General features: G+C 68.5%; 23 protein-coding genes and 1 riboswitch. Of the genes, 9 read left to right on the top strand and 14 right to left on the bottom strand.

Annotated elements, in window-relative coordinates; genetic code table 11:
- Positions 1 to 137 precede the first annotated feature (137 nt).
- Positions 138 to 689: a hypothetical protein gene (locus tag AC07U0_RS18205; RefSeq protein ID WP_494721385.1), complete on the bottom strand. Its 552-nt coding sequence runs from the start codon at positions 687 to 689 to the stop codon at positions 138 to 140.
- Positions 690 to 858: 169 nt separating this feature from the next.
- Here AC07U0_RS18205 and AC07U0_RS18200 point away from each other — a divergent pair, with 169 nt between their 5' ends.
- Positions 859 to 1,527, top strand: a complete 669-nt coding sequence (locus tag AC07U0_RS18200) for a glutathione S-transferase family protein (RefSeq protein WP_494721384.1) — start codon at positions 859 to 861, stop codon at positions 1,525 to 1,527.
- A gap of 67 nt (positions 1,528 to 1,594) precedes the next feature.
- Positions 1,595 to 1,975, top strand: a complete 381-nt coding sequence (locus tag AC07U0_RS18195) for a potassium channel family protein (RefSeq protein ID WP_494721383.1) — start codon at positions 1,595 to 1,597, stop codon at positions 1,973 to 1,975.
- On the opposite strand, the gene AC07U0_RS18190 is transcribed toward AC07U0_RS18195, so the two are convergent.
- The gene (locus AC07U0_RS18190) at positions 1,976 to 4,129 is read right to left on the bottom strand and encodes a response regulator (RefSeq protein WP_494721382.1); all 2,154 of its coding nucleotides are present in this window, start codon (positions 4,127 to 4,129) and stop codon (positions 1,976 to 1,978) included.
- Positions 4,130 to 4,239: 110 nt separating this feature from the next.
- On the bottom strand, positions 4,240 to 5,208 hold the full coding sequence (locus tag AC07U0_RS18185; protein ID WP_494721381.1) for a class 1 fructose-bisphosphatase: 969 nt from the start codon (positions 5,206 to 5,208) through the stop codon (positions 4,240 to 4,242).
- A gap of 224 nt (positions 5,209 to 5,432) precedes the next feature.
- Here AC07U0_RS18185 and AC07U0_RS18180 point away from each other — a divergent pair, with 224 nt between their 5' ends.
- Complete coding sequence (locus AC07U0_RS18180) at positions 5,433 to 5,618, top strand: hypothetical protein (protein ID WP_494721380.1); 186 nt, start codon at positions 5,433 to 5,435, stop codon at positions 5,616 to 5,618.
- On the opposite strand, the gene AC07U0_RS18175 is transcribed toward AC07U0_RS18180, so the two are convergent.
- Positions 5,615 to 6,403, bottom strand: coding sequence for an ABC transporter ATP-binding protein (locus AC07U0_RS18175; RefSeq protein ID WP_494721379.1), 789 nt, complete (start codon positions 6,401 to 6,403; stop codon positions 5,615 to 5,617). The genes AC07U0_RS18180 and AC07U0_RS18175 overlap by 4 nt on opposite strands.
- A gap of 1 nt (position 6,404) precedes the next feature.
- Positions 6,405 to 6,974 carry a TMEM165/GDT1 family protein gene (locus AC07U0_RS18170; RefSeq protein WP_492949704.1) on the bottom strand — a complete coding sequence of 190 codons (570 nt, stop codon included), beginning with the start codon at positions 6,972 to 6,974 and terminating at the stop codon, positions 6,405 to 6,407.
- Positions 6,975 to 7,072: 98 nt separating this feature from the next.
- Positions 7,073 to 7,229: riboswitch (yybP-ykoY riboswitch) on the bottom strand.
- Between the two features lie 229 nt (positions 7,230 to 7,458).
- Between AC07U0_RS18170 and AC07U0_RS18165 the strand changes: the two genes are divergently transcribed.
- A complete protein-coding gene (locus tag AC07U0_RS18165) occupies positions 7,459 to 7,779 on the top strand; it encodes a hypothetical protein (RefSeq protein WP_494721378.1) in 321 nt (106 codons plus the stop codon).
- Positions 7,780 to 8,077: 298 nt separating this feature from the next.
- Here AC07U0_RS18165 and AC07U0_RS18160 read toward each other — a convergent pair whose 3' ends face one another.
- A complete protein-coding gene (locus tag AC07U0_RS18160) occupies positions 8,078 to 8,827 on the bottom strand; it encodes a phosphatase PAP2 family protein (RefSeq protein ID WP_494721377.1) in 750 nt (249 codons plus the stop codon).
- Positions 8,828 to 9,132: 305 nt separating this feature from the next.
- On the opposite strand from AC07U0_RS18160, the gene AC07U0_RS18155 reads away from it, so the two are divergent.
- Both AC07U0_RS18155 and AC07U0_RS18150 read left to right on the top strand, forming a co-directional pair.
- On the top strand, positions 9,133 to 11,025 hold the full coding sequence (locus AC07U0_RS18155) for a ribonucleoside-diphosphate reductase subunit alpha (RefSeq protein ID WP_492949706.1): 1,893 nt from the start codon (positions 9,133 to 9,135) through the stop codon (positions 11,023 to 11,025).
- A 198-nt stretch (positions 11,026 to 11,223) separates the two neighbouring features.
- Positions 11,224 to 12,222, top strand: a complete 999-nt coding sequence (locus AC07U0_RS18150; protein ID WP_494721376.1) for a lipid A-modifier LpxR family protein — start codon at positions 11,224 to 11,226, stop codon at positions 12,220 to 12,222.
- 10 nt (positions 12,223 to 12,232) lie between these two features.
- Here AC07U0_RS18150 and AC07U0_RS18145 read toward each other — a convergent pair whose 3' ends face one another.
- The 3 genes from AC07U0_RS18145 to AC07U0_RS18135 all read right to left on the bottom strand — a co-directional run bounded on the left by AC07U0_RS18145 (position 12,233) and on the right by AC07U0_RS18135 (position 14,983).
- Positions 12,233 to 13,195, bottom strand: coding sequence for a magnesium transporter CorA family protein (locus AC07U0_RS18145; RefSeq protein WP_494721375.1), 963 nt, complete (start codon positions 13,193 to 13,195; stop codon positions 12,233 to 12,235).
- 21 nt (positions 13,196 to 13,216) lie between these two features.
- On the bottom strand, positions 13,217 to 13,759 hold the full coding sequence (locus AC07U0_RS18140; RefSeq protein ID WP_494721374.1) for a CHAP domain-containing protein: 543 nt from the start codon (positions 13,757 to 13,759) through the stop codon (positions 13,217 to 13,219).
- A gap of 72 nt (positions 13,760 to 13,831) precedes the next feature.
- Positions 13,832 to 14,983, bottom strand: a complete 1,152-nt coding sequence (locus AC07U0_RS18135; RefSeq protein WP_494721400.1) for an acyltransferase family protein — start codon at positions 14,981 to 14,983, stop codon at positions 13,832 to 13,834.
- 55 nt (positions 14,984 to 15,038) lie between these two features.
- On the opposite strand from AC07U0_RS18135, the gene AC07U0_RS18130 reads away from it, so the two are divergent.
- Positions 15,039 to 15,473, top strand: a complete 435-nt coding sequence (locus tag AC07U0_RS18130; RefSeq protein ID WP_494721373.1) for a hypothetical protein — start codon at positions 15,039 to 15,041, stop codon at positions 15,471 to 15,473.
- Between the two features lie 10 nt (positions 15,474 to 15,483).
- Here AC07U0_RS18130 and AC07U0_RS18125 read toward each other — a convergent pair whose 3' ends face one another.
- On the bottom strand, positions 15,484 to 15,927 hold the full coding sequence (locus tag AC07U0_RS18125) for a COG3650 family protein (protein ID WP_494721372.1): 444 nt from the start codon (positions 15,925 to 15,927) through the stop codon (positions 15,484 to 15,486).
- 120 nt (positions 15,928 to 16,047) lie between these two features.
- Here AC07U0_RS18125 and AC07U0_RS18120 point away from each other — a divergent pair, with 120 nt between their 5' ends.
- The gene (locus AC07U0_RS18120; protein ID WP_494721371.1) at positions 16,048 to 17,190 is read left to right on the top strand and encodes a DNA cytosine methyltransferase; all 1,143 of its coding nucleotides are present in this window, start codon (positions 16,048 to 16,050) and stop codon (positions 17,188 to 17,190) included.
- On the opposite strand, the gene AC07U0_RS18115 is transcribed toward AC07U0_RS18120, so the two are convergent.
- Positions 17,187 to 17,489, bottom strand: coding sequence for a hypothetical protein (locus AC07U0_RS18115; protein ID WP_494721370.1), 303 nt, complete (start codon positions 17,487 to 17,489; stop codon positions 17,187 to 17,189). The two genes, AC07U0_RS18120 and AC07U0_RS18115, sit on opposite strands and share 4 nt — an antisense overlap.
- Positions 17,490 to 17,913: 424 nt before the next feature.
- Here AC07U0_RS18115 and AC07U0_RS18110 point away from each other — a divergent pair, with 424 nt between their 5' ends.
- The gene (locus AC07U0_RS18110) at positions 17,914 to 19,269 is read left to right on the top strand and encodes a peptidoglycan DD-metalloendopeptidase family protein (RefSeq protein WP_494721369.1); all 1,356 of its coding nucleotides are present in this window, start codon (positions 17,914 to 17,916) and stop codon (positions 19,267 to 19,269) included.
- A gap of 159 nt (positions 19,270 to 19,428) precedes the next feature.
- On the opposite strand, the gene purH is transcribed toward AC07U0_RS18110, so the two are convergent.
- From purH to rpe, 3 genes are all read right to left on the bottom strand, one after another.
- Positions 19,429 to 21,033: a bifunctional phosphoribosylaminoimidazolecarboxamide formyltransferase/IMP cyclohydrolase gene (gene purH / locus AC07U0_RS18105; RefSeq protein ID WP_494721368.1), complete on the bottom strand. Its 1,605-nt coding sequence runs from the start codon at positions 21,031 to 21,033 to the stop codon at positions 19,429 to 19,431.
- A gap of 115 nt (positions 21,034 to 21,148) precedes the next feature.
- Positions 21,149 to 22,990 (bottom strand): heparinase II/III family protein, encoded by a 1,842-nt coding sequence (locus tag AC07U0_RS18100; protein ID WP_494721367.1) that lies wholly within the window; start codon positions 22,988 to 22,990, stop codon positions 21,149 to 21,151.
- The gene (rpe, locus tag AC07U0_RS18095) at positions 22,987 to 23,646 is read right to left on the bottom strand and encodes a ribulose-phosphate 3-epimerase (RefSeq protein ID WP_494721366.1); all 660 of its coding nucleotides are present in this window, start codon (positions 23,644 to 23,646) and stop codon (positions 22,987 to 22,989) included. The genes AC07U0_RS18100 and rpe overlap by 4 nt, the downstream gene beginning before the upstream one ends.
- Positions 23,647 to 23,682 lie beyond the last annotated feature (36 nt).

Here is a 23,682-nt window from a genome sequence, read left to right as displayed (position 1 = left end):
CGTACGAGACGCTATATCTAGCGTGTTTATCCAAAGGTTAAGACGATGGGCTGGGGATGGTTTGAGGACGGCCCGAAGCCCAGGCTGAGCCGTTTGGCAGTCGAAAACATACTGACAGACTGCCAGATCCTGCCATTTCAACCGGGCTGGTCGCCTTGCGGCGAAGGGTCAGAGTCCGGGTAGTCTTCCTCGAGACGGCGCAGGAAGGCGGCGCGCAGATGATCGACAGGCTGGAAGACCTCCTCGTCGCGACTGATCCGGTCCCCGCAGCGATCAAGTATATGGGTCAGACGCAGCCAGACAAGCGCCTGCTGTGGCGCATTCATAGCCGCCTGTTCCGCCGCCTTGTTGAAGGCGAAGCGACGCAGCTTGCGCGGATCGGGATCGAACAGCAGTTCGAACGTCTCCTGGGCGTGGGCCGCGTCGATGTCGCCCAGTTCGGGGTGATTGGCGATCAGGGCTTCTTTCGGAATGGGGCGGCTCCAGACCGGAGACGGACCGAGAGGCGGCAGATCCATCCGCCGCCAGCCCTCGGCCGCCGCGCGGCGATGGACGCTGCGTTCGGACAGGCCGTGGCGTTCGGCGACGACGGCTGCGCTGTCGCCGGCGAGGTAGTCGGCGCGAATGGCGGCCCAGACTTCGGTGCGGGGGCGGGGCTCAGAGGCGAGTGGGGTCTGATGATCGGTCATGCACGGATTTTGAACCCGCCGCCGACCGAGGCGGGTTCATGCGGCGGGGAAAGCCGCAAACCCGGACCTGCAAAGGGATTGGTCCGGCGAATTATGAGGACTGAGGCGTCCGGCCCGGCGCCCGAAAGGCCAAAACGGCGTTAGATTGGGCGCAAACAGGGAGGCGAAGATGGCTGAGGGCTACACCGTCTATGGCGCGGCCGGGTCGGGCTCCATGCCGGTCGAGGCGACCCTGACGCTGATGGGCCAGCCGTTCCGGGTGGTGGAGGCGGTGACCTGGGAGGGGGATGACGAACGGGACAAGGTCGCGGTCGTCAATCCGATGCGGCAAATCCCGGCCCTGATCACGCCTGAGGGGCAGACGATCACCGAGAGCGCGGCCATCCTGTTGCTCCTGACCGAACGCCATCCGGAGGCGGGGCTGGCGCCGACGCCCGGCGACGCCCGGCGGGGGCAGTTCCTGCGCTGGATGAGCTTCATCCCGGCGGCCATCTATTCGATGTACTGGGTCCGCGACGTCCCCTCGCGGCTGGTGGGCGAGGATGAGGCGGCGCAGGCCGTGCTGCTGGAGCGGACGGCGGAGCGGATCGCCGATTGCTGGGCGGTGATGGAAAGCCAGATCGGGCCGACGATCGAACCGGGCGGGTTTCTGACGGGGCCGACGGTCAGCGTGCTCGACCTCTATGTCACCACGGCCAGCCGCTGGACGCCGCGCCGCAAACGCTTCGCCGAGGTCGCGCCGAGGATGGCGGAGGTGGCGAGGCGGGTGGACGACCTGCCGGAGCTGCGGGATTTCTGGGACGGGCGATGGCCGTTCGCGGAGGGCGAAGCGCGATAGTGGACAACCGACGGTCGATCCGGCCAGGCTGATCGCCATCCCGTGAATCGCCCAAGGACCGTCGCCCGTGAAACTGCTGATCCGCGCCACCAACAGCATCGGCGAACTGCTGCTGGTCTATGTCGCCATCCTCGGGATCTGTGCGGCGGCCTATGGCGTGCTGGAGCACAAGAGTTTCGGCGACGCCCTGTGGTGGGCCGTCGTGACGGCGACGACCACCGGCTATGGCGACATGTATGCCACGACCATGGGCGGACGGGTGGTGGCGGTGATCCTGATGCACGCGACCCTGCTGTTCATCCTGCCGCTGCTGATCGGGCGGGTCATCGGCGCGATGATCGAGGACCATCACCAATTCACCGATGAGGAGCAGAAGCGGCTGCTGGACGACGTCGCCTGGATCAAGGCGCGGCTGCAGGCGATGGAAAAGGACCCGTCCGGGACCTGATCAGGCCGCTTCGGCTTCTTCGGCGGTCGCAACCTCGGCGCGTTCGGCCGACAGCAGTCGCTCCATCGCCGCATAGAGGGCGTGGTGGGAGATGGGCTTGGGCAGGTGGTCGTCCATGCCGGCGGCGAGGCAGCGGGCGGCGTCCTCGGGCATGGCGTCGGCGGTGACGGCCAGGATCGGCACGGTGTTGCCGGCGGCGCGGATGGCGCGGGTGGCCGCCAGACCATCGACGCGCGGCATGCGCACATCCATCAGGATCAGGTCGAAATCCTGGGTCGCGGCCATGGCGATGGCCTCGTCACCGTCGCAGGCCTCGGCCGTCTCGCAGCCGACGGCGGCCAGCATCAGACGGGCGACCTCGCGGTTGGCCGGGTGGTCGTCGACGACGAGGATGCGCGGGGCGGCGGGCTCGAGGTCTTCGTCGATCTCGACGGGCGTGGGCGTGGGCGCAGACCGGGTCTGGGTCCGGGCCTCGACGGGCGCCGGTTCCAGCGGCAGGCGCAGGGTGAAGGTGGCGCCATCGCCGGGGCGGCTGTCGACCACGACCGAACCGCCCATCAGGGCCGCGTGGCGCTGGACCAGGCTGAGGCCGATGCCGGCGCCGATATGGGTGCGGCTGATGGAATCGTCGCCCTGGACGAAGGCCTCGAACAGGCGGTCAGCGCCGGCGGTGTCGAGACCGCAGCCGCTGTCGGTCACGGCGATCAGGACCTCGCCGTCGATCCTGTCAGCCAGGATGGAGACGGTCCCGCGCTCGGTGAATTTGACCGCATTGGAGATCAGGTGGTGCAGGGCCTGACGCAGACGGCGGCGGTCGCCGGTCAGCATGACGGCGGCGTCCGGGCGGATGTCGACGGTCAGTTTCAGCCCCTTGTCCTCGGCGAGGATACGGCTGGGGGCGGCGGCGACGCCGATGACGTCGGACAGGCAGAGCGGGGCCAGCGACAGGGCGTCGTCGCCGCGCGAAATCTCCAGCACATCCTCGACCAGCATCAGCAGGGCGTCGCCCGAACGCTGGATATGGCCCAGCTGGTCGACGGCGACGGGGTCGAGATCGGGACGGCGGATCAGCACCTCGGCATAGCCGGTGACGCTGTTCAGGGGCGTACGCATCTCGTGGCTCATCAGGGCCAGGAAGCGCGACTTGGCGGCGTCGGCCTCTTCGGCGCGGCGGCGGGCCTGCTGGGCGATCTCGCTGCGGCGCTCCAGACGCTGGATCAGGCGGCGGCGCTCGGACATGGCGGTCGAGACCGGCAGGGCGGTGACGATCACCCCCAGCAGGAACATGTAGTAGACGGTCAGCTGGCGCAGCAGGGGCGGGACATGCTCCAGCCCGGCGATGTGCGGCAGGCGGGTCATCAGGACCGGGCCGTGGCCGGTGACGGTGGCGGCGGCGGCGATGATCGCGACCCCGATCATCGAGACGGCGACCCAGGCCGGGGCGGTGCGGAACGAGACCAGCAGCAGGAAGGGGAAGATCAGGAAGGCGGACGGCGCCGTGTTCTGGAAGAAGCAGGCGGCGGTGACGGCCAGCAGCAGGGCTACAAGACCCGCCGTCTCGAGCCGGCCGGCCGGAGCCGTGGAGCGGAAGCGGTGCGATTTGGCGATCAGCAGCAGGGCCGGGGCGACCAGCAGCAGGCCCAGGGTCTCCATGTCGAAGAAGCGGTGCAGGGTGAACAGGAAGACCGGCAGGGTGTAGTCGCGCATCGGGGCGACGACGCTGAGAATGGCGAAGGCCGACATCAGAACCGCCGGAACCACCGCCATCAGGGCGAAATTGGCCAGGCGTTTGGGCCGGCGCAGGTCGAGGGCGGCGCCGCAGACCCGGCGGGCGATCAGGGCGGCCAGACAGGCCTCGCCGAGATTGAGCACGGCGTTCAGCCACCAGAAGGGCATGGGGTCCTGACGGATCAGGTTGCCAAGGATGTTGAGGGCGAAACAGGCGGCGAGGACGCGGATGGCCTGACGCTTGTGCAACTGCAGGGCGGCGGCCAGCATGACGCCGTTGGCGGGCCAGATGACCACCGCATTATAGGTGCGGGCGCTCCAGATGCCGACCAGCAGACAGGCGGCGAACATCGCCACATAGGCCCAGGGCGGCGGCCCCGAGGCCTGCCCCGCGTCATGTCTGAACAGTCGCCAGCGACCGTGCATCCGGTCCCTCCCAACTGCGAACCTAAGACACTGATCGCACGCAGAAGTTAAATTTCAGATGCCAACGGTGTCATTGTTCCAATTGTGAAACATGACGCTGCACGGATGAATCAGGCCGCCGCGATGGCGTCGACTTCATTGGCCGAGCCCAGAGCGACCGCGACGCGGTCGTGGAGCTTCGTCGGGACGACGTCGAGGATGGGTTGGGTCCCGTCGGTGGTGGCCTTGCCGCCCGCACGCTCGATCAGCAGGGCCATGGGGGCGCCTTCATAGAGGAGGCGCAGCTTGCCGGGGCGGTCGGGCTCGCGCTGGTCCCACGGATAGAGGAAGACGCCGCCGCGCATCAGGATGCGGTGGACGTCGGCGACCATGGCCGCGACCCAGCGCATGTTGAAGTCCTTGCCGCGCGGGCCCGTCTTGCCGGCCAGGGCGGCGTCGATATAGCGGCGCACCGGCTCGGCCCAGTGTCGGCGGTTCGACATATTGATCGCGAACTCCTTCGTATCCGCCGGAACGCGGATGTCGGGATGGGTCAGGCGCCACTGGCCCTGATCGTCGAGGGTGAAGCCGGTGACGCCTTGGTTGATCGTCAGGACCAGCATGGTCTGGGCGCCGTAGACGGCATAGCCGGCGCTCACCTGATGACGGCCGCCGATCAGGAAGTCGGCCTCGGCGGGGGCGCGGCCCTCCGGCGCCGGCAGGATGGAGAAGATGGTGCCGACGGGGGCGTTGATGTCGATGTTGGACGAGCCGTCCAGCGGATCGAAGGTGACCAGATAGCCGCCCTGACGCCCGGTGGGCTCGATCAGGTCCATCTCCTCGGAGCCGACGGCGGCGACCGGGGCGCAGGCCTTGAGCCGGTCTGTCAGCATGTCGTTGGTCATGACGTCGAGCTTCTTCTGCTCCTCGTCCTGGACGTTGACGCTGCCGGCGACGCCGAGGGCCCCGGCCAGGGCGCCCAGCGACACGACGCGGGAGATGGCCACACACTCTTCCGCCACCGCCGCGACCACCGTCTTCAGGGCCTCGGGCGCGTCCTGGCCGGCCAGCCAGTCGGAGAAGGGGGCGAAGGTCGTCATCGAGAAAGTCCGGTTCTGCGTGCGGGCCGTTCCTAGCCCGGAAACGGCCGGGAGGGGAACCGTCACCGTTTCCATAGAGGCGCCCGATAGCCGCGAGTGATGACAGCTGTTTACCACCCCGGGATCCCGCTCAGGTGGAACCCGCGCGTCCGGGTCGGGTTGTGAAGATGATCCGCGCTTTCCGGCGGACCGCGTAGAGAGGGTCGTCCCGCCCGTCGACCGCCATGAACGAATCGCCCCTGACCGCCGCCCAATGCCGCGAACGCGCCCGCCGCTGTTTCGAACGCGCCATCCGTGAAGAGAGCCTGACGGCGCGCGAACAGTATCTGAGACAGGGCGAGGACTGGATGCTGCGCTGGCGGACCTGGGGGGCGGAGGATGGGCCGCGTGGAGTCAGCGGGTCGGCCTAATCCAGATCGGCGCGATACCAGTCGCCGCGGCGTTCGACTGTCGTGGCCATGCCGAACAGGTCGGTGAGGACCGGGCCGGTGAGCCAATCCGCCTTGGCGCCCGCCGCCAGCACCTTGCCGTCGCGCAGCAGGACCAGCCGGTCGATCTCGGGCAGGATCTCCTCCACGTGGTGGGTGACCATGATCAGGGTCGTTCCGGACGCGGCCACACCGCGCAGGGCGTCGAGAAAGCGCCGGCGCGTGGCCGGGTCGAGACCGGCGCAGGGCTCATCCAGCAACAGGGCCTCGGGACGGTGAACGAGGGCGCGGGCGATGAGGACGCGGCGCGCCTCGCCGGTCGACAGGGTCGCCATCCGTCGTCCGACCAGACTGGAGGCGCCCATCCGCTCCAGCGCCTCGGCGGCGGCGGCGCGCATCTCCGGCGAGACCTTGTGATGTCGCCACAGGCCGCGGGCGGCGAAGAAGCCGGAGAGGACGGCGTCCATGACCTCAAGAGACTCCTCGCCCGCGAGATCGGCGTGGAGGGCGGGCGAGACGATGCCCAGACGTTTGCGCAGTTCGAACACGTCCCAGCGGCTCTCGCCGAAGATGCGGACGCCCTCTCCTCCCCCGGCCGGATAGAGATCGCGGGCGATCAGACGCACGAGTGTCGACTTCCCCGAGCCGTTGCGGCCGAGGATGGCGGTATGGGCCCCGGCCGCGACCGAGAGGCTGACGCGGTCCAGCAGGACCGCATCGCCCCGGGTCACGGTGACGTCGTCAATGGAGAGAAGCGGTTCGCTCACCTTACCCCGCGATCAGGATCCACAGGCCCGTCAGGGCGAAGCCGGCCGCGGCCGCCATACGGATATACTTCAGCGGCAGACGCTTCGCAGCCGCCTCGCCCATGAAGACCGCCGGGCCGTTGACCAGCATCATGCCCAGTGTCGAACCGATGACCACCAGCGGCAGATTCTCGAACCGCGCGGCCAGACCCGCCGTGGCGATCTGGGTCTTGTCGCCCATCTCCACGAGGAAGAAGGCGACGGTCGTGGCCCAGAAGATGGCCAGGGACGTGCGGTGCGGCTTCACCGTCCCTTCGTCCTCGTCGAGCTTGTCGGGGATCAGGGCCCAGCCGGCGAAGGCCAGGAAGGCGAAGCCGATGATCCACTTCATCCACGGCCCGGACAGGTAGTGGGCCGCCAGCGTACCCGCGAGAGCGGCCAGCGCGTGATTGAACAGGGTCGCCACCAGAATGCCGAGGATGATGGGCACGGGCCGTCGCCAGGTGGCCGCCAGGGCGATGGCCAGCAACATGGTCTTGTCGCCGATCTCGGCAATCGCCACGAGACCGGTCGAAATGAGGATGGGTTCCATAGGTCGTCACTCGGGCGGGGTCGCAGCGGACAAGACAAAAGGCTCGCGCACCCACGACCCCGCCAGGGTTCGCCGATGCGAAAGCCAAAGGTCTTGCCAGGGATTCTTGTGACCCTATCGCTCGGCGCGCGGCGCCTCGCTGCTTGAGGGTCGAGAGAATCCTGTCCGCGCCATCGTCCCGCCGGGCGGCGAGCCGAAGTCTGTTGACGCGAGCCCCGCTGGAGATGCGGGCGGCTACTCCCCAATGACGCGGCGGCCTTTAGGGCGGGTCGCCGGTCCAAGGCAAGCGATAGCGACTCGCAAGTTTCAGGTGGCGGCTGGGAATCGCTCGCCACGGGCCGGTTTCCGGTTCGTGGATAATGACCGTCCGCGCCCTCTTGCAGGCATTCACCCGCCGTAGAGGTGCGCCCCCAAGCCGCAACCGAAACAATTGCGAATAACGCCGGTTTCGATCTAGGGTGGAACCTCACAAGGAGACACTCCCATGATGAGCCTCGTTTTCGCTGCCGCCATGACCGTGGCCCTGTCGGGCGCCCCTGCACAGGACGCCCGCCCGGAACCCAGCCCGTCCGGGCCGATGGGACCGGCCTTCCAAAACCTGGGCCCGCAATGCATCACCTCTTGCGCGCGCGGAGAAAATGTTGGGGGCTGGCAACTGGTCCAGCAACAGCGCCAGCTCGTCAGCCGCCTGATCGCCGAAGGCCGATGCGATGATGCTCGCGATCTGGCGAAACAGAGCAATGATTCACGCTCGATCCGCCGGGTCGAACGCCAGTGCCCCGTGACCAGCGGCGCAAGCCGCTAGACTGAACGCCCTCGCGGCGGGGATTCGCCGCCGGAGGCCCGATCCAACCAGGCCGTCGGCTCGCCGACCTCGGGCGCCGGCAGCAGGCGTGACCCGCGCAGAAGCCGGCCTTCTGGCGTAAGTGGTCCTTTAGCCCCCCTCCATTCGGAGTGGTACGTCTGACCCCATTGGCGGGCGGCGCGGGATGGTGGAGCTTCGGATCACCGCCTGGAGGCCCCACCCCGGACGGAATGGGCTCCGCACGATGATCTGTCAGGCCGTGCGGAGCCCCTCTTTCCCTTAGATCACACCCAGCAGATCAGGCGGGCGCCTCGGCCGCCGGCGTCGCCTTGTCCTGAAGCGCGGCGTGGTGGCGTTGCTGGCGGCGGGCGACGGCATAGGAGACCAGCCACAGGGCCATGGCCCAGGCGGCGCCGACGCTCCAGCCGGCGAAGACGTCCGTGGCCCAGTGCGCGCCGAGATAGATGCGGCTGAGACCGACCAGCAAGGTCATCACGATCGCCATCCCCATGACGTAGGCCTTGAGCCGTCGGCGCGGAAAGGCGCGCGTAAGCATGACGCCGAGGGTGAGATAGAAGACGGCCGACAGCAGGGCGTGGCCCGACGGGAAGCTGGCGTTCAGGGTGTGGACGCTCTGAAACTCCACGGGTGGTCGCGCCCGCTCGAACACCGCCTTCAGGCCTTCGGACAGCGCCAGCCCGCCCGCCAGCCCGACGACCAGCAGCAGGGCCGACAGCCGCTTCTGCAGCATCAGCAGAAGGCCGACCGCCATCAGGGCGAACAGGACGAGAAGCGCCGTACTGCCCAGCGAGGTAATGTCGGCCGCCACGATCCCGGCCCAGGGCGGCCCCAGCGGGCGCGCCGGATCGGCCGCATAGGGGTGCAGCGCATGCAGGACCGCCAGATCGAACCCCTGACTGTCGGCCTCGCGCGAGTCCTCCGCCAGATCGGCGAAGGTCGCGGCGCACAGGGCGATGACAGCGAAGGCGGCGAGGGCCGCGATCTCGGTCCGGGCAAGAGCAAGGGCGCGGCGCGCGAAGAGGATCAAATTCTGTGTCGGCATCGTCCGTGAACGGTAAAGCTGGGTCACCGTTCCGACGTGCGACGATTCACGCCTTCGTGATTCCGGCATCGATTTTGGCGTCACGCCTGCGTCACGGCCTTCGCGCACGCTTTCCACAGAGTCGCCCCCTGTCTTTCGTCTGATTCGCCTGAGAAGTGCGCGTCAAGCCGTTGACGGGTCGTTAGGCATCTGCGCCCTATATGTGGGCTCGGGGAGCGCTTCGGCCACTAGATGATGTGTCCTGGCGCTGAGCGGCTTCACTTGCGCATTTGTTCAGGACGTTGACGATCATGGCTGGCCTAGAGGCTTACAAGACCACGGAATTCGCTACGCTTTCCGGCGAAACGGACGCCACGCGCCCGCAGCTTTCCGTGGTCCGGTCGCTGGAACTGGACCGGTCGCGCGACGACCTGCTGACCGATTTCGGCAAGAAGACCCTGGAAGATCGCTATCTGCTCAAGGGCGAGTCCTATCAGGACATGTTCGCCCGGGTCTCGACCGCCTTCTCGGACGACGCCGACCACGCCCAGCGCGTCTATGACTATATGTCCAAGCTGTGGTTCATGCCCTCGACGCCGGTGCTGTCGAACGGCGGCGCGGACCGCGGCCTGCCCATCTCCTGCTTCCTGAACGCGGTCGGCGATTCGCTGGACGGCATCCAGTCGGTCTGGAACGAGAACGTCGCCCTGGCCTCGAACGGCGGCGGCATCGGCACCTACTGGGGCGGCGTCCGCTCGATCGGCGAGAAGGTCAAGGGCGCGGGCCAGACCTCGGGCATCATCCCCTTCATCCGCGTGATGGACTCGCTGACGCTGGCGATCAGCCAGGGCTCGCTGCGCCGCGGCTCGGCCGCCGTCTATCTGGACGTCCACCACCCCGAGATCGAGGAGTTCCTCGAAATCCGCAAACCCTCGGGCGACTTCAACCGCAAGTCCCTGAACCTGCACCACGGCATCAACATCACCGACGAGTTCATGGAGGCCGTGAAGGCCGGCGGCTCGTTCGGCCTGCGCTCGCCCAAGAACGACGAAGTGCTCAAGGTCGTGGACGCCCGCTCGCTGTGGCAGAAGATCCTCGAGATCCGCCTGCAGACCGGCGAGCCCTATCTGATCTTCTCCGACACGGTGAACCGGCAAATGCCGCAGCACCAGAAGGACCTGGGCCTGAAGGTCAAACAGTCCAACCTGTGCTCGGAAATCATGCTGCACACGGGCCGCGACCACCTGGGCATCGACCGCACCGCGGTCTGCTGCCTGTCGTCGGTCAATGCCGAGAAATTCCTGGAGTGGCGCGAGGAGCCCCGCTTCATCGAGGACATCATGCGCTTCCTGGACAATGTCCTCGAAGACTTCATCCGCCGCGCCCCGCCGGAAATGAAGGCCGCCGTCTATTCGGCCAAGCGCGAGCGTTCGGTGGGTCTGGGCCTGATGGGCTTCCACTCCTTCCTGCAGCAGCAGGGCGTGGCCTTCGAAAGCGCCATGGCCAAGTCGTGGAACATGCGCCTGTTCAAGCACCTGCGTCGCGAGGCCGACAAGGCCAGCCGCCTGCTGGCCGAGGAAAAGGGCGCCTGTGAAGACGCCGCCGAGCGTGGCGTCATGGAGCGGTTCTCGCACAAGCTGGCCATCGCCCCGACCGCCTCGATCTCGATCATCTGCGGCGGCACCTCGGCCGGCATCGAGCCGATCCCGGCCAACATCTATACCCACAAGACCCTGTCGGGCTCGTTCGCGGTCAAGAACCCCTATCTGGAGGAGGTTCTGGAGGCCAAGGGCCAGAACACCGCCGGCGTCTGGTCCTCGATCCTCGAACATGAGGGTTCGGTCCAGCACCTCGACATCCTGAGCGACGACGAGAAGGGGATCTTCAAGACCGCCTTCGAACTGGACCAGCGCTGGGTCGTGGAGCTGTCAGCCGACCGTTCGCCGGAAATCTGCCAGGCCCAGTCGATCAACCTGTTCATCCCGGGCGACGTCAACAAGTGGGACCTGCACATGCTGCACTGGCGCGCCTGGGAGACCGGCGTGAAGTCGCTGTATTACCTGCGGTCCAAGTCGGTTCAGCGCGCCGCCTTCGCCGGCGCCGATGACAAGGCCGAGGCCGAAGGAACCGAGGTCGACCCGAACCAGCCGGACCTCTTCTCGGCCGCCCGCACCGACTATGACGAGTGCCTGGCCTGCCAGTAAGGCGAGCATGACGCCCTGAGCCGGGGGTGGGGAACAGAACCCCCCGGCGCCTGGGCAATCAACCGGACCCCTCCCTCCGGGAACCGACCGCTCCACACCCGCGTTGGTCGGGTGTCAGGATTGTGTCGTGAAAAAGTCGTTTGGCGTCGGCCCTGTTTCGAGTCAGGGTGGCGGACGTTAACGGCTGTGAGGGGACCGTTGAAGCGTTTCGGTAGTGTCATTGTCGGGCTTGCAGTCTTCGGGGTCTCCGCGATCCCGGCGTTCGCCCAGTCGACTCTGACCCCCGAATGGGCCCGGGCACAGGAAATCCAGGCGCTTCAGCAACCGACCTCGCCGGCGCCTCACCCGATCATCCAGGCCGCCGCGCCTCTGGTCCCCGCCAGCGGGCCGGTCAGCGGCGCCCCTGTCGGACGCGCGGGAACGCCGTCGCAGACAGCGCGGCTGAACCAGCAGTCCTACGCCGTGTCGACGGCCCCCGCGAGCGCCGGCTTCGGCCCCGCGATCGATTTCCAGAGCGACTATCCGACCGACCGGTTCGCCCCGACGAGTCCGCGCGCCTCGGCCTTCGCCGCCACCAGCCGTTCGGACCTCTGGCGTGAGGGCGAGGGCTATACGGACCGGCTTCGGGTGACGACGCACGGCGCCCTGAGGCGCGCCGACGGCTCTCCCCTGCCCCCGACCCTGCATGACGATTCGGACTTCGCGGTCGACGGCTATGACGTCACCTATACGCGCGGCTGGCCGGTGGCGCGGGGTTATACGGCCTCGGGCCTGGAAGTCAGCCTGACGCCCCATGCCGGCGTCGGCGTCGGCGACGAAGGCGGCTCGGCCGAGGCCGGCGCGACGCTGAAGATCGGCTCCGACATCGAACGCCTGGTGCCGCGCGGCTCCAGCGCCTTCGGCCAACGCTCGCGCTGGTATGTCTATGCAGCGGGATCCGGCCGGGCGGTCGGCTATAATTTCGCGCGTAACCGGGACGGCGACTATCTGCGCTCGGGCATGAGCCAGGAACGCAGCTCGTCGTTCCTCGGCGACGCCTCCGTCGGGGTGGCCATGCGCCGGGGCGACATGCAGACCTCGTTCGGCGTGGTCTATCGCGAGCTCAAGGCCGACGGCATCCACAGCGGCACCGGCATCGACCGCGAAGTGTCCGAAGGGCTGGTCGCCTTCCAGTTCTCGATCCGGCCGGAAAGATAGGCCATCTGGCCTACAGCCAGCCCTTCCGCTTGAACCACAGCAGGGGAAGGGCGGCGGCGACGACCATGGCGACGAGGGCGGCCGGATAGCCCCAGGTCTCGTGCAGCTCGGGCATATGCTCGAAATTCATGCCGTAGATCGCCCCGATCAGGGTCGGGGGCAGGAAGGCCACGGTGAACAGCGAGAAGACCTTGAAGATCGACGACTGCTGGATGTTGATCATCCCCAGCGCCGCCGAGAGCTGGAAATTGATGCCCGCGGCGACCGCCTGGTTGTGGGCGATCAGGCTGGCGGCGTCGCCGCTGAGCGAGCGCAGGTGTTCGCGCGAATCCGGGACATGGTCGATCCGCTCGTCAGAGGCGACATAGACGAAGATGCGCGACAGGCCGGCCAGGGACTGTTCGATCCGGGCGTTGGCGATGTGAGCGCGGCCCAGTTTGGTGATCAGGTGTTCGAAGCCGACCTGTTTGCCCTCGGCGAAGACGGCGTTGGCGACGGCGTCGACCTTGTTGGCGTTGACCGACAGGATGTCGGAGGCCCGGTCGATGATGGCCTCCATCAGGTTCAGGAACAGGTCCGCACCGGTCGAGCACAGGTTGGGCTCCCGCTCCAGCTTGTCGACCAGCATGGTGAAGGGCTTGGGGTCGAAATAGCGGATGGTGACCAGCGGCCCCTTGGTCAGGACGAAGGTGACCGGGTCGATCGTCGGGGTGTCGGCGTCGCCGTTGTGAATGATGTCCGAGGTGACATAGGTGGCGCCGTTCTCGCGGTAGAGACGGCTGGAGGCCTCCAGCTCGGCCATTTCATCGCGGGTGGGAACGGACAGGCCCAGGGCCTTCTCGACTGCCCGGTCCTCGTCCGGGGTCGGAGCGACCATGTCGATCCACAGGGCGTCGGGCGGCAGGGTCCAGTCGAGGATCGAACCCTGGACCGCCTCGCAAACGCCGCTGCCGGCATGACAGACGCGGATCATGCCGCGCCATCCATATAGGGGTTAGTTCCGGGCGCCGACCGGAGCGGCAGGGGCATCGACCGAAGCCACCTGACGGGCGCCGTCGAAGGCGTCGCGTGCGCCGTTATAGATGAATCCGTAGGTCGGATAGACGGTCGTGCCGAGGTCATGCACCGGGCTGTACCACACCTTGACCTCGCTCCAATCGTTCTGGCTGGAAACGTCGACGACGGTGACGTTTTCCTCGACCTTGCCGCGGCTGCCGCCCCAGTTGGCGTGGGTCACGCGGATCACGCGATCGGTCAGGATGTCGGAGACGACGGCGACATGGCCCTTGTTCATGCGGCCCTCGGGACGGAAGACCAGGACCGAGCCGGTCTCGGGCGCGCGGCCGGTGCGGAACTTGTCCACGGCCTGCGACCACCAGGTCCAGGCGTCGCCGAAGATCTGGATGCCGGAGAACATCCGGGCGAACGTCACGCACTGCCAGTAGGGATCGTCGGCGCGGGCTGCGGACGGCGTCACGCCAACCGCGAAGAATCCGAGAGACGCTGCAACCACAGCGGCGGCGAGCCGTTTCTTCATGCCGTCTATGTGTCCGATTGTTACGCCCGGACCTTGCCTAGACGATTAGCCTCTCAGGGGAAACCCTGACGTTCAGGCGAGTGATTGTGCGTTGCGGGATAGCTTTGCCGCAGTGCGGCGACGGGCGGCAAACCCCTTCAATGCCCGCCGGGCGGGGAATTCCACGAGGTGATAGGACACGGCCGCGACCAGCGGCAGGGCCAGAACGATCGCCAGCCACACGAAAACGTGAAGATGCTTGTCCGGGGCGTTGGTCAGCTTGGCCGCGAGGTTAACGGCCAGCAGCTGCCAGGGCACCACGACCATATAGACCGAATAGCTGATCTCCCCGAGGTAGACGGCGGGCTTCGACGCCAGCCATCCGGCGCGGGCGTTGGGCAGGCTGGCCAGACCCAGGATCAGGGCGCCGGCGAGGGCGACGATGATCCCGTCCCACAGCTGCAGGGCGGCGGCGGCGATCATCAGGGCGGCGGCGGTCGCGGCGATGAGACCCGGAATGGCGAGCGGCGCGCGGCGGAAGGCCAGGTAGAGGGCGCAGCCATAGGCGAAGCAGGGCACGATCCGCAGCGCCCCCCAGGCGATCGTCGCCTCGGTCAGGGGGAAGCCCGCCAGACGCGGGAAGACGAAGTAGAGGCCGGCCAGCAAGGCCAGCGCCCCGGCGATGGCCATGATCGGGCGACGGCGGAGCTTCCAGGCCACAAAGGCGAAGACCGGGAAGGCCAGATAGGCGAACCATTCGGCCGAGATCGACCAAGAACGGTGGTTCCAGCCGGCCTCGGGCGCCAGACCCCAGGCATGGACCATGAAGAGGTTGGCGGGCAGGGACGCCCAGCTCATGACGCTGCCGTCGATGCTCATCCCGGCGAACAGGGCGGCGAAGCCGAGCGCCATGACGGCCAGCAAGGTGGCGATATGCAGGGGATAGACCCGCGCGATCCGGGCCCAGAGGAATTCACGGTAGTTGAAGCGCTTCTCGCCCGCGGACGCCAGATAGACGTGGCAGAGGATGAAGCCCGACAGGACGAAGAAGAGTTCGACGCCCAGATAGCCCTTGGCGATCACCGCCGGCTTGAATGTCACCGCCAGATTGTCCCACAGGGCATAGACGGCGACCCACATGGCGGCCATGAAGCGCAGCGCCGTCAGCGAGCGCAGGTCGGTCGGAGCCCCGTTCGCCTGCACCAGATGGGCGGCAGACTCTTGATCCGGGACGGCATTCTGCATCTGGGTCATGCCTGATCCATAGGATCATTGGGCTTTGAGAACCGTTAAGGGCGCCATGAACCGTACGATATCGATTGAAGACGTGATGTCGCAGGCCGCCATCAGGGCCGGTCTGGACGCCGAACAGACGCGCACCGCCTTGGTCGGGGCGCTGGGCCTTCTGGAGAAACATGCCGAAGCCCGGGCGCGTGACGCCTTCTATGCCGTCGTGCCCGGCGCCGAGGCCCTGGCCCGATCACCGGAGGCGAAGCCGCGCGGCGGCGGGCTGATGGGCGGGCTGATGAAGAGCGCGGGCGGGGTCTCCGGCGCGGCCATCGGCGACGCCATGGGCCTGCTGGACCGGCTGAAAAGGATCGGGGTCGGCAAGGACGAGCTGAAGCGGCTGCTGCCCGCCGCCCGGGATGCGGTGACTGAAGCGACCGGTCGCGACTGGATGGGCGAGGCCGTGCGGACCGTGCCGGGCGTCGGCGCCCTGCTGGGCGACGGCTAGACCTCGGAAATCAGGCGGGCGGCTGGCTGTTGAGGAAGGCCTGGGACGCCGCGCAGCCGTTCAGGCTGACCTCGCCCATTTCGACCCGCGCCGTTAGCGGATAGATGCGGTCGCTCATCCCGTCCGAACATTCGGTGGCGATCAGGGTCACGACCATCTCGGCGCCGTCCTCGGTGGCGGCGGTATAGACGGCGGTGGTGCCCTGGACGACGGGCTGGGGATTGGCCGCGCGCTGCTCCTCGCGATCGACGCCGGTATAGACCATGGCGTCCTTCGTGATCTCGACGCTCCAGAAGGGCTCGGTCCCGAGCGCACGCAGCGGCTGGCCCAGATCGACGCCGCCCAGGCTGACCGGGGTCGGGGCGTCGGCGGGCGCTTCGGCCTTCTCGGTCGTGCCCTGTGAGCAGGCGGCGACGAGCAGAACGAGCGGGGCGGCAAGCAGGATGGGGCGCATCGGGGGAAGGCCTTCCAGAAGGTGTGTCAGGACGGCGCTATGGTCCCCAGAGCGTCTGCCGGGTCAAGCCCGTCTGGCGGCGACATCGCCAATCCCGCCCGGGGCGCCTAGAGTTCGCCCATGACGATTCGGGCGGACAGGTCGGTAGCGGGCGGCGTGCTGGAGTTCTTCGCCGGCGGGGGTCTGGCGGGGATCGGGCTGGCGGACGCCGGCTTCCATACCCTGATGGCCAATGACATCGACCCGGCCAAGGCCCGCGCCTTTCGCGCCAACCACCCCGATGTTCGGCTGCGTGAAGGCGACATCTGGGATTTGACGACCGCCGACCTGCCGGGCGCGCTGGATCTATGCTGGGCCTCGTCGCCCTGTCAGGACGTCAGCCTGGCCGGCGCGCGAGGCGGGCTGGAGGCGCGGCGGTCGGGCGCCTTCTGGGGCTTCTGGAAGCTGATGCAGGGACTGGCCGACGAGGGCCGCGCGCCCCGCGCCGTGGTCATCGAGAATGTGGTCGGCCTGCTGACCTCGGCCGGGGGCAAGGATTTCGCCGCCGTCTGCGCCGCCCTGACCGAGGGCGGCTATCGCGTCGGGGCGCTGGAAATGGACGCCGGACTGTGGCTGCCCCAGTCGCGGCCGCGGCTGTTCATCGTCGGGCTGAAGGACGCGGGCGCGGAGGCGGGAGGGCCGGGCGTCTTCCACTCGCCGCGCCTGATCGCGGCCCATGACCGTTTGCCTGAGACGGTGAAGGCGAACTGGGCCTGGTGGTCCCTGCCCGCCCCGCCGCGCCGTAATCTGGACCTCGCCACCGTGTTGGAGCCGGATTCGGCGGTCGACTGGTTCGATGCGGCCCAGACGAAGGATCTGCTGGCCTTGACCGCCCCCCTGCATCGGGCGCGGCTGGAAGCAGCCCTGGCCTCGGGCGAGCGCCGGGTCGCCGCGGCCTTCCGCCGGGTGCGCACCGAGAACGGGATCAAGGTCCAGCGGCTGGAGCTGCGGCTGGACGGACTGGCCGGCTGTCTGCGCACGCCGTCGGGCGGATCGTCGCGCCAGTATGTGCTGGTCTGTGAAGGCGGTGCGATCCGGGCGCGACGCCTGACGGGGCGCGAATGCGCACGGCTGATGGGGTTGCCCGAAAGCTACCGGCTGCCGGGCAGCGAGAGCGCGGCGCTCAAGCTGATGGGCGATGCGGTGGCCGTGCCGGTGGTGCGGGCCCTGGCCGAAGGACTGCTGGCGCCGGCGCTGGGGCTGCGTGGCCGGATCGCGGCCTAGTAGATCAGATCGTCGTCGTCCTTCGACCGGTTCTCCTCGCGGCCGGGATCCAGACTGTTGTCGACCCGATCGTCCCAGCCCTCGCGGTCCGAGCGGAAGGCCAGACTCATCAGGGTCCAGCTGAGCACCACCGTGCCGAGGATGCCCAGCCCCATGGCGATCCAGCCGTGGATCGACAGGGCGCCGCCGCCGATCAGCCGCCATAACCCCGCAAGGCCCAGGGTGCAGACCGCTGCGATGGCGCAGGCCAGACCGACAGACCAGAGCAGGCGCCAGAATGGAGAGGGCGGGCGGGACATGGTTCAACTTCGCACAGTCCCGAACCCGCTCACAGGGCCAGCAATGCGCGGCCCCGACTGAAATCCAGCTGTAAACGTAAAATTGTTTGAATGATTTCTGCGAGCGCCTCGCAAGCAATAGAGTTGCTTTGAGGCCACGCGCTGTGACCTTGAAAACACCCTTAGTCTAACTGAACTACTGTCAGTTGCGCAAAACGGCTCAGCTGAATGTCTTTGGTTATAGACTGATCGCGTGTTCCGCGAAAACGCCCGCCACCACGGGAATACAGCGGCTTTGCCATTACGTTAACCGAATGTAACGGACTGCTTCCCATTGTGACACCGGCAGGCTATACGGCTTGTCTCGCGACACCGGGGGACACCGGGCGCGATCCTTGCATACTGTTGCGTGGCGCCGTCTGGCGTCGTCATTTCCTGGGGACCGATGGCTCAGTTCGATCCACGCCGCCAACCGACGCGTTTTGCACCGCATCTGCTGACCGCCGCCGCTGCGCTGACGGTCGCCATGCTGGCCGGTCGAGTCTATCAACCCGCTCTGGCGGCGGAAGTTCCCGAACTGACCTCTCAACAGGTGGCCAATCTGGAGGCGCGCGCCTTCGCCTCGGCCAATGCGCCTGAAGGCCTTACCGCCCCGGAAGCCGTCAACGTCCAGATCCGCAAGGGCGAGACCTTCGAACAGGCCGTGCGCCGCACCGGCATCGGCGAGGCCGACGCCCACGCCGTCGCCGAAACCATTTCCAACGCCTTCGACCTGGCCGATCTGCGTGCCGGTCTGAAGTTCGAGACCGCCATCTCCAAGCCGCGCGGCGGCATGGGCGAGGCCCGTCTGATCGGCCTGACCATGCGCACAGGCCCGGCCAGCCAGCTGACCGTGTCGCGCAGCTTCGACGGCGCGCTTCGCCTGCGCGCCCTCGACGAGAAGGTCACCCATGAGATCGTGGTCGCCCACGGTGCGGTGAACTCGTCGCTCGCCTCCTCGGCCGGCGCCTTCGGGGCCACCTCGGCCATCATCCGCCGCGCCACCCAGGTCTTCTCGGGCAAGCTCGACATCCGTCGCGACGTGCGCGGCGCCGACGAGTTCACCCTGGTCTTCGACCGCTCGGTCACCGAACAGGGCCGCACGGTCTCGACCGGCGACCTGATGTACGCCGAGATCAAGGGCCAGGCCTTCTACCGCTTCAAGCCCGCCGGCGCCCGCGAGGCCGCCTATTTCGACGCCAGCGGCAAGAACCTGAAAACCACGGCAATGCGCGCGCCGCTCGCCACCTTCCGCCGCATCTCCTCGGGCTTCGGCGTGCGGGTTCACCCGCTGTCGGGCTTCCGCAAGATGCACCAGGGCATGGACTATGCCGCCGTGACCGGCACCCCGGTCGTGGCCCCCGCCGACGGCGTCGTCGTCGAGGCCCGCCGTTGGGGCGGCTACGGCAACTGGCTGCGCATCCGTCACTCGAACGGCCTCGAAACCGGCTATGGCCACCTGTCGCGCTACGGTTCGGGCATCCGCGCCGGCCAGCGCGTCTCGCAGGGCCAGATCGTCGCCTATGTCGGCACGACCGGCGCCTCGACCGGCCCGCACCTGCACTATGAAATCTGGCGCGGCGGCCAGCGGATCAACCCGGCCTCGGTCCGCACCTCCGAGGGCACCATCCTCGCCGGCGCCGATCTGGCCGCCTTCCGCGCCGAAAAGGCCCGCATCGACCGCATCATTGCCCAGGGCGGCGAGCGCAAGCCGGCGACCATGCAGGCCGATGTCCAGGGACTGCGTCCCGCGCAGGGCTGAGGCCTCAGACTTCCTGTCAGAACGAAAAACGGCGGCCTGATCGGGCCGCCGTTTTGCTGTGTGGGGCTGGACGCCTTCACTGCCCGCATCGTTGAATGCGATTGCGACTCGCGCTCAGGCAGCGAGCCGCAATCGCGGCGAGCGGTAGCGCCCTGACGCCTAATGCCTGAACACCCGCACGCCGGTGAAGGCCATGGCGATGCCTTTCTCGTCAGCGGCGGCGATAACCTCGGCGTCGCGCATGGAGCCGCCGGGCTGGATGACCGCCGTGGCGCCCGCCGCGACCGCTTCCAGCAGACCGTCGGCGAAGGGGAAGAAGGCTTCCGAAGCGCAGGCCGAACCCTCGGCCAACGAATGGGCCAGACCCTTGGCCTCACCGGCCTCACGGGCGCGGATGGCGGCGATGCGGGCGCTGTCGCGGCGGTTCATCTGGCCGGCGCCGATGCCCGCCGTCTGGCCGTCCTTGGCATAGACGATGGCGTTGGACTTGACGTGTTTGGCCACGGTGAAGGCGAACAGCATGTCCTGGATCTCGGTCGGGGTCGGCTGGCGCCGGGTCACGATCTTGAGGTCCGACGGCTTGATCAGCGAGCGGTCGCGGCTCTGGACCAGGAAGCCGCCGGCGACCGAGCGGAACACCTCGCCCGGGCCGTGCGGGTCCGGCAGGCCGTCGGTGATCAGCAGGCGCAGGTTCTTCTTGGCCGCGAAGATTTCCTTCGCTTCCTCATCCGCGCCGGGGGCGATGACGACCTCGGTGAAGATATCGGTGATGGCACGGGCGTCGACGCCGTTCAGCGGGCGGTTGACGGCGATGACGCCGCCGAAGGCCGAGACGGCGTCGCATTCCAGGGCGCGGGCATAGGCCTCGGACAGGTCCTTGCCGACGGCGACGCCGCAGGGGTTGGCGTGTTTGACGATGACCACGGCCGGCTGTTCGAACTCGGCGACCAGCTCATAGGCGGCGTCGGCGTCGGCGATGTTGTTGTAGCCCAGTTCCTTGCCCTGGATCTGGGTGGCGTGGGCGACGCCGGGACGCGCCTCGCCGGTGCGGTAGAAGGCGCCCGTCTGGTGCGGGTTCTCGCCGTAGCGCAGGGTCTGGGCGAGCGTTCCGGCGATCGACTTGCGGGCCGGGGCGGCGTCGTCCAGCTGGCCGGCGAACCAGCCCGAGACGGCGGCGTCATAGGCGGCGGTGCGGGCGAAGGCGCGGGCGGCGAGGCGCTTGCGCAGGGCCAGATCGGTGGAACCGTCAGCCTTCAGGGCTTCGACGATCAGGGCGATGGATTCGGCGTCGACGGCGACGGCGACATAGCCGTGGTTCTTGGAGCCCGAACGGATCATGGCCGGACCGCCGATGTCGATGTTCTCGATCACGGCGTCGAAGCCGGCGCCCGAGGCGACGGTGGATTCAAACGGATAGAGGTCGATCCAGACGATATCGATCGGGCCGATGCCGTGTTCGTCCATGGCCGCCTTGTGCTCGACCGCGTCGCGCACGCCCAGCAGGCCGCCGTGGACCACGGGGTGCAGGGTCTTGACCCGGCCGTCCATCATCTCGGGGAAGCCCGTCAGGTCGGCGACGTCCTTGACCGGCAGGCCGAAGCCCGCGATCGCCGCCCGGGTGCCGCCGGTGGAGACCAATTCGACACCCGCGTCGTGCATGGCCTTCGCGGCCTCTTCCAGACCCGCCTTGTCCGACAGGGAGATCAGGGCGCGGACGGGCTTCACCCGGTCAGGAGCGGGCGGGAAATCGGGAGCTGCGGGCATGGGTTTCGTCCGGGTCGGGAGAATCGGGGAGCGATTGCGCGCGCCCTTAACACTCATGAACCGGGGCGTCACCCGTCCACGGGGAGAAACCGCCCGGAACGCCTGACTTTGAGCGCTAGACCGGGTCGCCTGCCGCGCCCGCCGGGCTGAGCTTCCAGCGGATCTTGGTCTCGGCGTCGGTGCGGGCCGAGCCGCGGACGACGATCTGGAGGCTGCGCCGGGTCAGGCCGTCGTCGATGTGGACGCTGGGTTCGATGGCGACGTCGGGGCCGTCGGTGCGGAACCACCAGCCGCGGCCCGAATGGCCGCGCAGCAGGATGGAGCGGCGGTCACGGGCCAGGGAGGCCTGAACGCCGGGCTCCAGATGGAAGCGGACGGCATAGGGGGCGGCGATGGCGCGGACGTCCTCCTCATGGCCCGGGGCCGGATGCAGGCGCTCCTCGGCGCGCAGTTCATCCAGACGCTGGTCCAGATAGAGGCGGCGCTGGTGCAGCAGGCCGAAGGGCACGGCCCAGCCGTCATGCTCCAGTTCCAGCCAGACGGCGCCGTCGCCCTCGCGGTGCTCGTTGGTGACGTGGATCGGGCGACCGATCATGCGCGGACCGAGAAGATCGCCCTTCCAGCCGCCCAGAGGATCACCCAGCGAGATTTCGCCGAGCGTCAGGGTGGTGTGGGCCGGGGTCAGGCGCAGGCCCTGACGGTCGCCCGCACGGGGCGTCCAGCCGCAGCCGGTGATCAGACGGTCCTTGCCGCAGCAAACCTCCAGGGCCAGAGGCTGGGCGCAGGCGGCCTCGCCCCAGGCGCCGTGCGACAGGGTCCCGGTGTCGGCCATAACGGTCAGCAGCGAGCCGTGGATGCGGCGCAGGCCGCCGACGAGGCCGGCGAGCGGGGCCTGGGCCGCCGGGGTCTGGGTCCAGTCGTCATGGGCGCGGGCGGCGGCGACGAGGTCGGCCCTGGACGGGCCTCCGCCCTGGAAGCTGGTCAGGCGGCCGTCCGGCAGGGTCTGAACGCGCAGGGCCGAGGTCAGGCGCTGGATGGCGCCGGCCGCGGCCTCGGGCAGCGGCTCCGACAGCTGGGACAGGGCGTCGTCCAGCGTCAGCAGGTCGAGCAGCAGGGTGAGGCCGGCCTCGGGATTGCGTGAAGCATGGCCGCCGTCGCCCTGGACCGTGACGCGCAGGGCGCCGTTCAGACGGCCCAGCGCCGCCTTGCGGAGCGAGACCCCGGGCGGTCCGGCGAGGACACAGCCGGCCAGGGCCGCGGCGATCATCCGCTCGGCCTTGCCGGCGAGGCCGCCCGGCGGACGCAGCAGCTGACGCCCCTGACGGGCGAGGATGTCGCACAGCCGCAGTCGCTCGGCCTCGGTGGCCACGGCGCCCATGCGGCGGGCGGCGCAGGACAGGTTGAACACCCGCCGGGCGAGGACGGCCGGGTCCCAGGCGAAGGGCGACCAGCGGGTGAAGTGATCGGCCCAGGACAGGGTCAGGCGCAGGGCCTCGCGCGCGCCGCGGTCGCCCTGAAGCATCAGGGCCGGCATCCAGGCGAAGGCGTGCAGGTCCACGGCGAAGCTGCGCGAAGGGCTGGGCCGGTCCCACGGATCCTCGGGCGCCGCGACCTCGAGGCTGACCCCGGCCAGGGTGAAGCGGCCGTCGAGCACCGACTTGCCGAGCGCCGCATCGGCGGGGCGGAAATCACGCGGGGTGGCGGCGAGCGCGGTGGCCTTGCCCCCGGTCAGGGCGCCGGCGAGGGTCAGGCCGTAGCCGGGCAGACCATAGAGCTCGATCCACATCTGGCGCGTCAACAGCCGGCCGAGGATGGCGGGCCACATGGTCGGACCGGTGTGGGGGCCGCCGGAGCGGATGGGCGTGCGAACGGGCGCGCCCCTCAGCCCCGGAATGGCGCCGGGCGCGGGACCCTCGGCCTCGGCGGACCGGGGAGCGAAGGGGCCCAGGGGATTCACGCGGCCTTCAGCGCAGCGATGTTGGCGGCGTAGGCGTTGGGGCCGCCCTTGAACACGGCCGTGCCCGCCACCAGGGCGTCGGCCCCGGCCGAGACGCAGGCCCCGGCATTGGCGGCGGTGACCCCGCCATCGACCTGCAGGTGCGCCTTGGACCCCGCCGCGTCGAGCAGGGCCCGGGCGCGCTCGATCTTCCTGAGCGAGCTGTCGATGAAGGACTGGCCGCCGAAGCCCGGGTTGACCGACATGATGAGGACCAGATCGACCAGTTCGATGACGTCCTCGAGCACGCTCAGGGAGGTGCCCGGATTGAGGACGACGCCGGCCTTGGCGCCAAGCTGGCGGATGCGGCCCAGCGTCCGGTGCAGGTGCGGCCCGCTTTCGGGATGGACGGTCAGGATGTCGGCGCCGGCGTTCCTGTAGGCCTCAAGCCACGGATCGACCGGGGCGACCATCAGGTGGACGTCGAACGGAAGTTTCGTGTGGGGCCGCAGGGCCTTCACCACATCGGGACCAATGGTGATGTTGGGCACGAAATGGCCGTCCATGACGTCGACATGGACCCAGTCGGCGCCGGCCGCCTCGATGGCGGCGACTTCAGAGCCCAGCCTGGCGAAATCGCTGGCGAGGATCGACGGACAGATCAGGGGCGCGGTCATGCGCACGGGATACGGCGGGTCGCGCCGGGGAGCAAG

Source organism: Brevundimonas sp. GW821-FHT02A10 (assembly GCF_059422025.1).
Note: the sequence above shows the minus strand (reverse complement) of the source record. Positions and strands in the feature narration are given on the sequence as shown.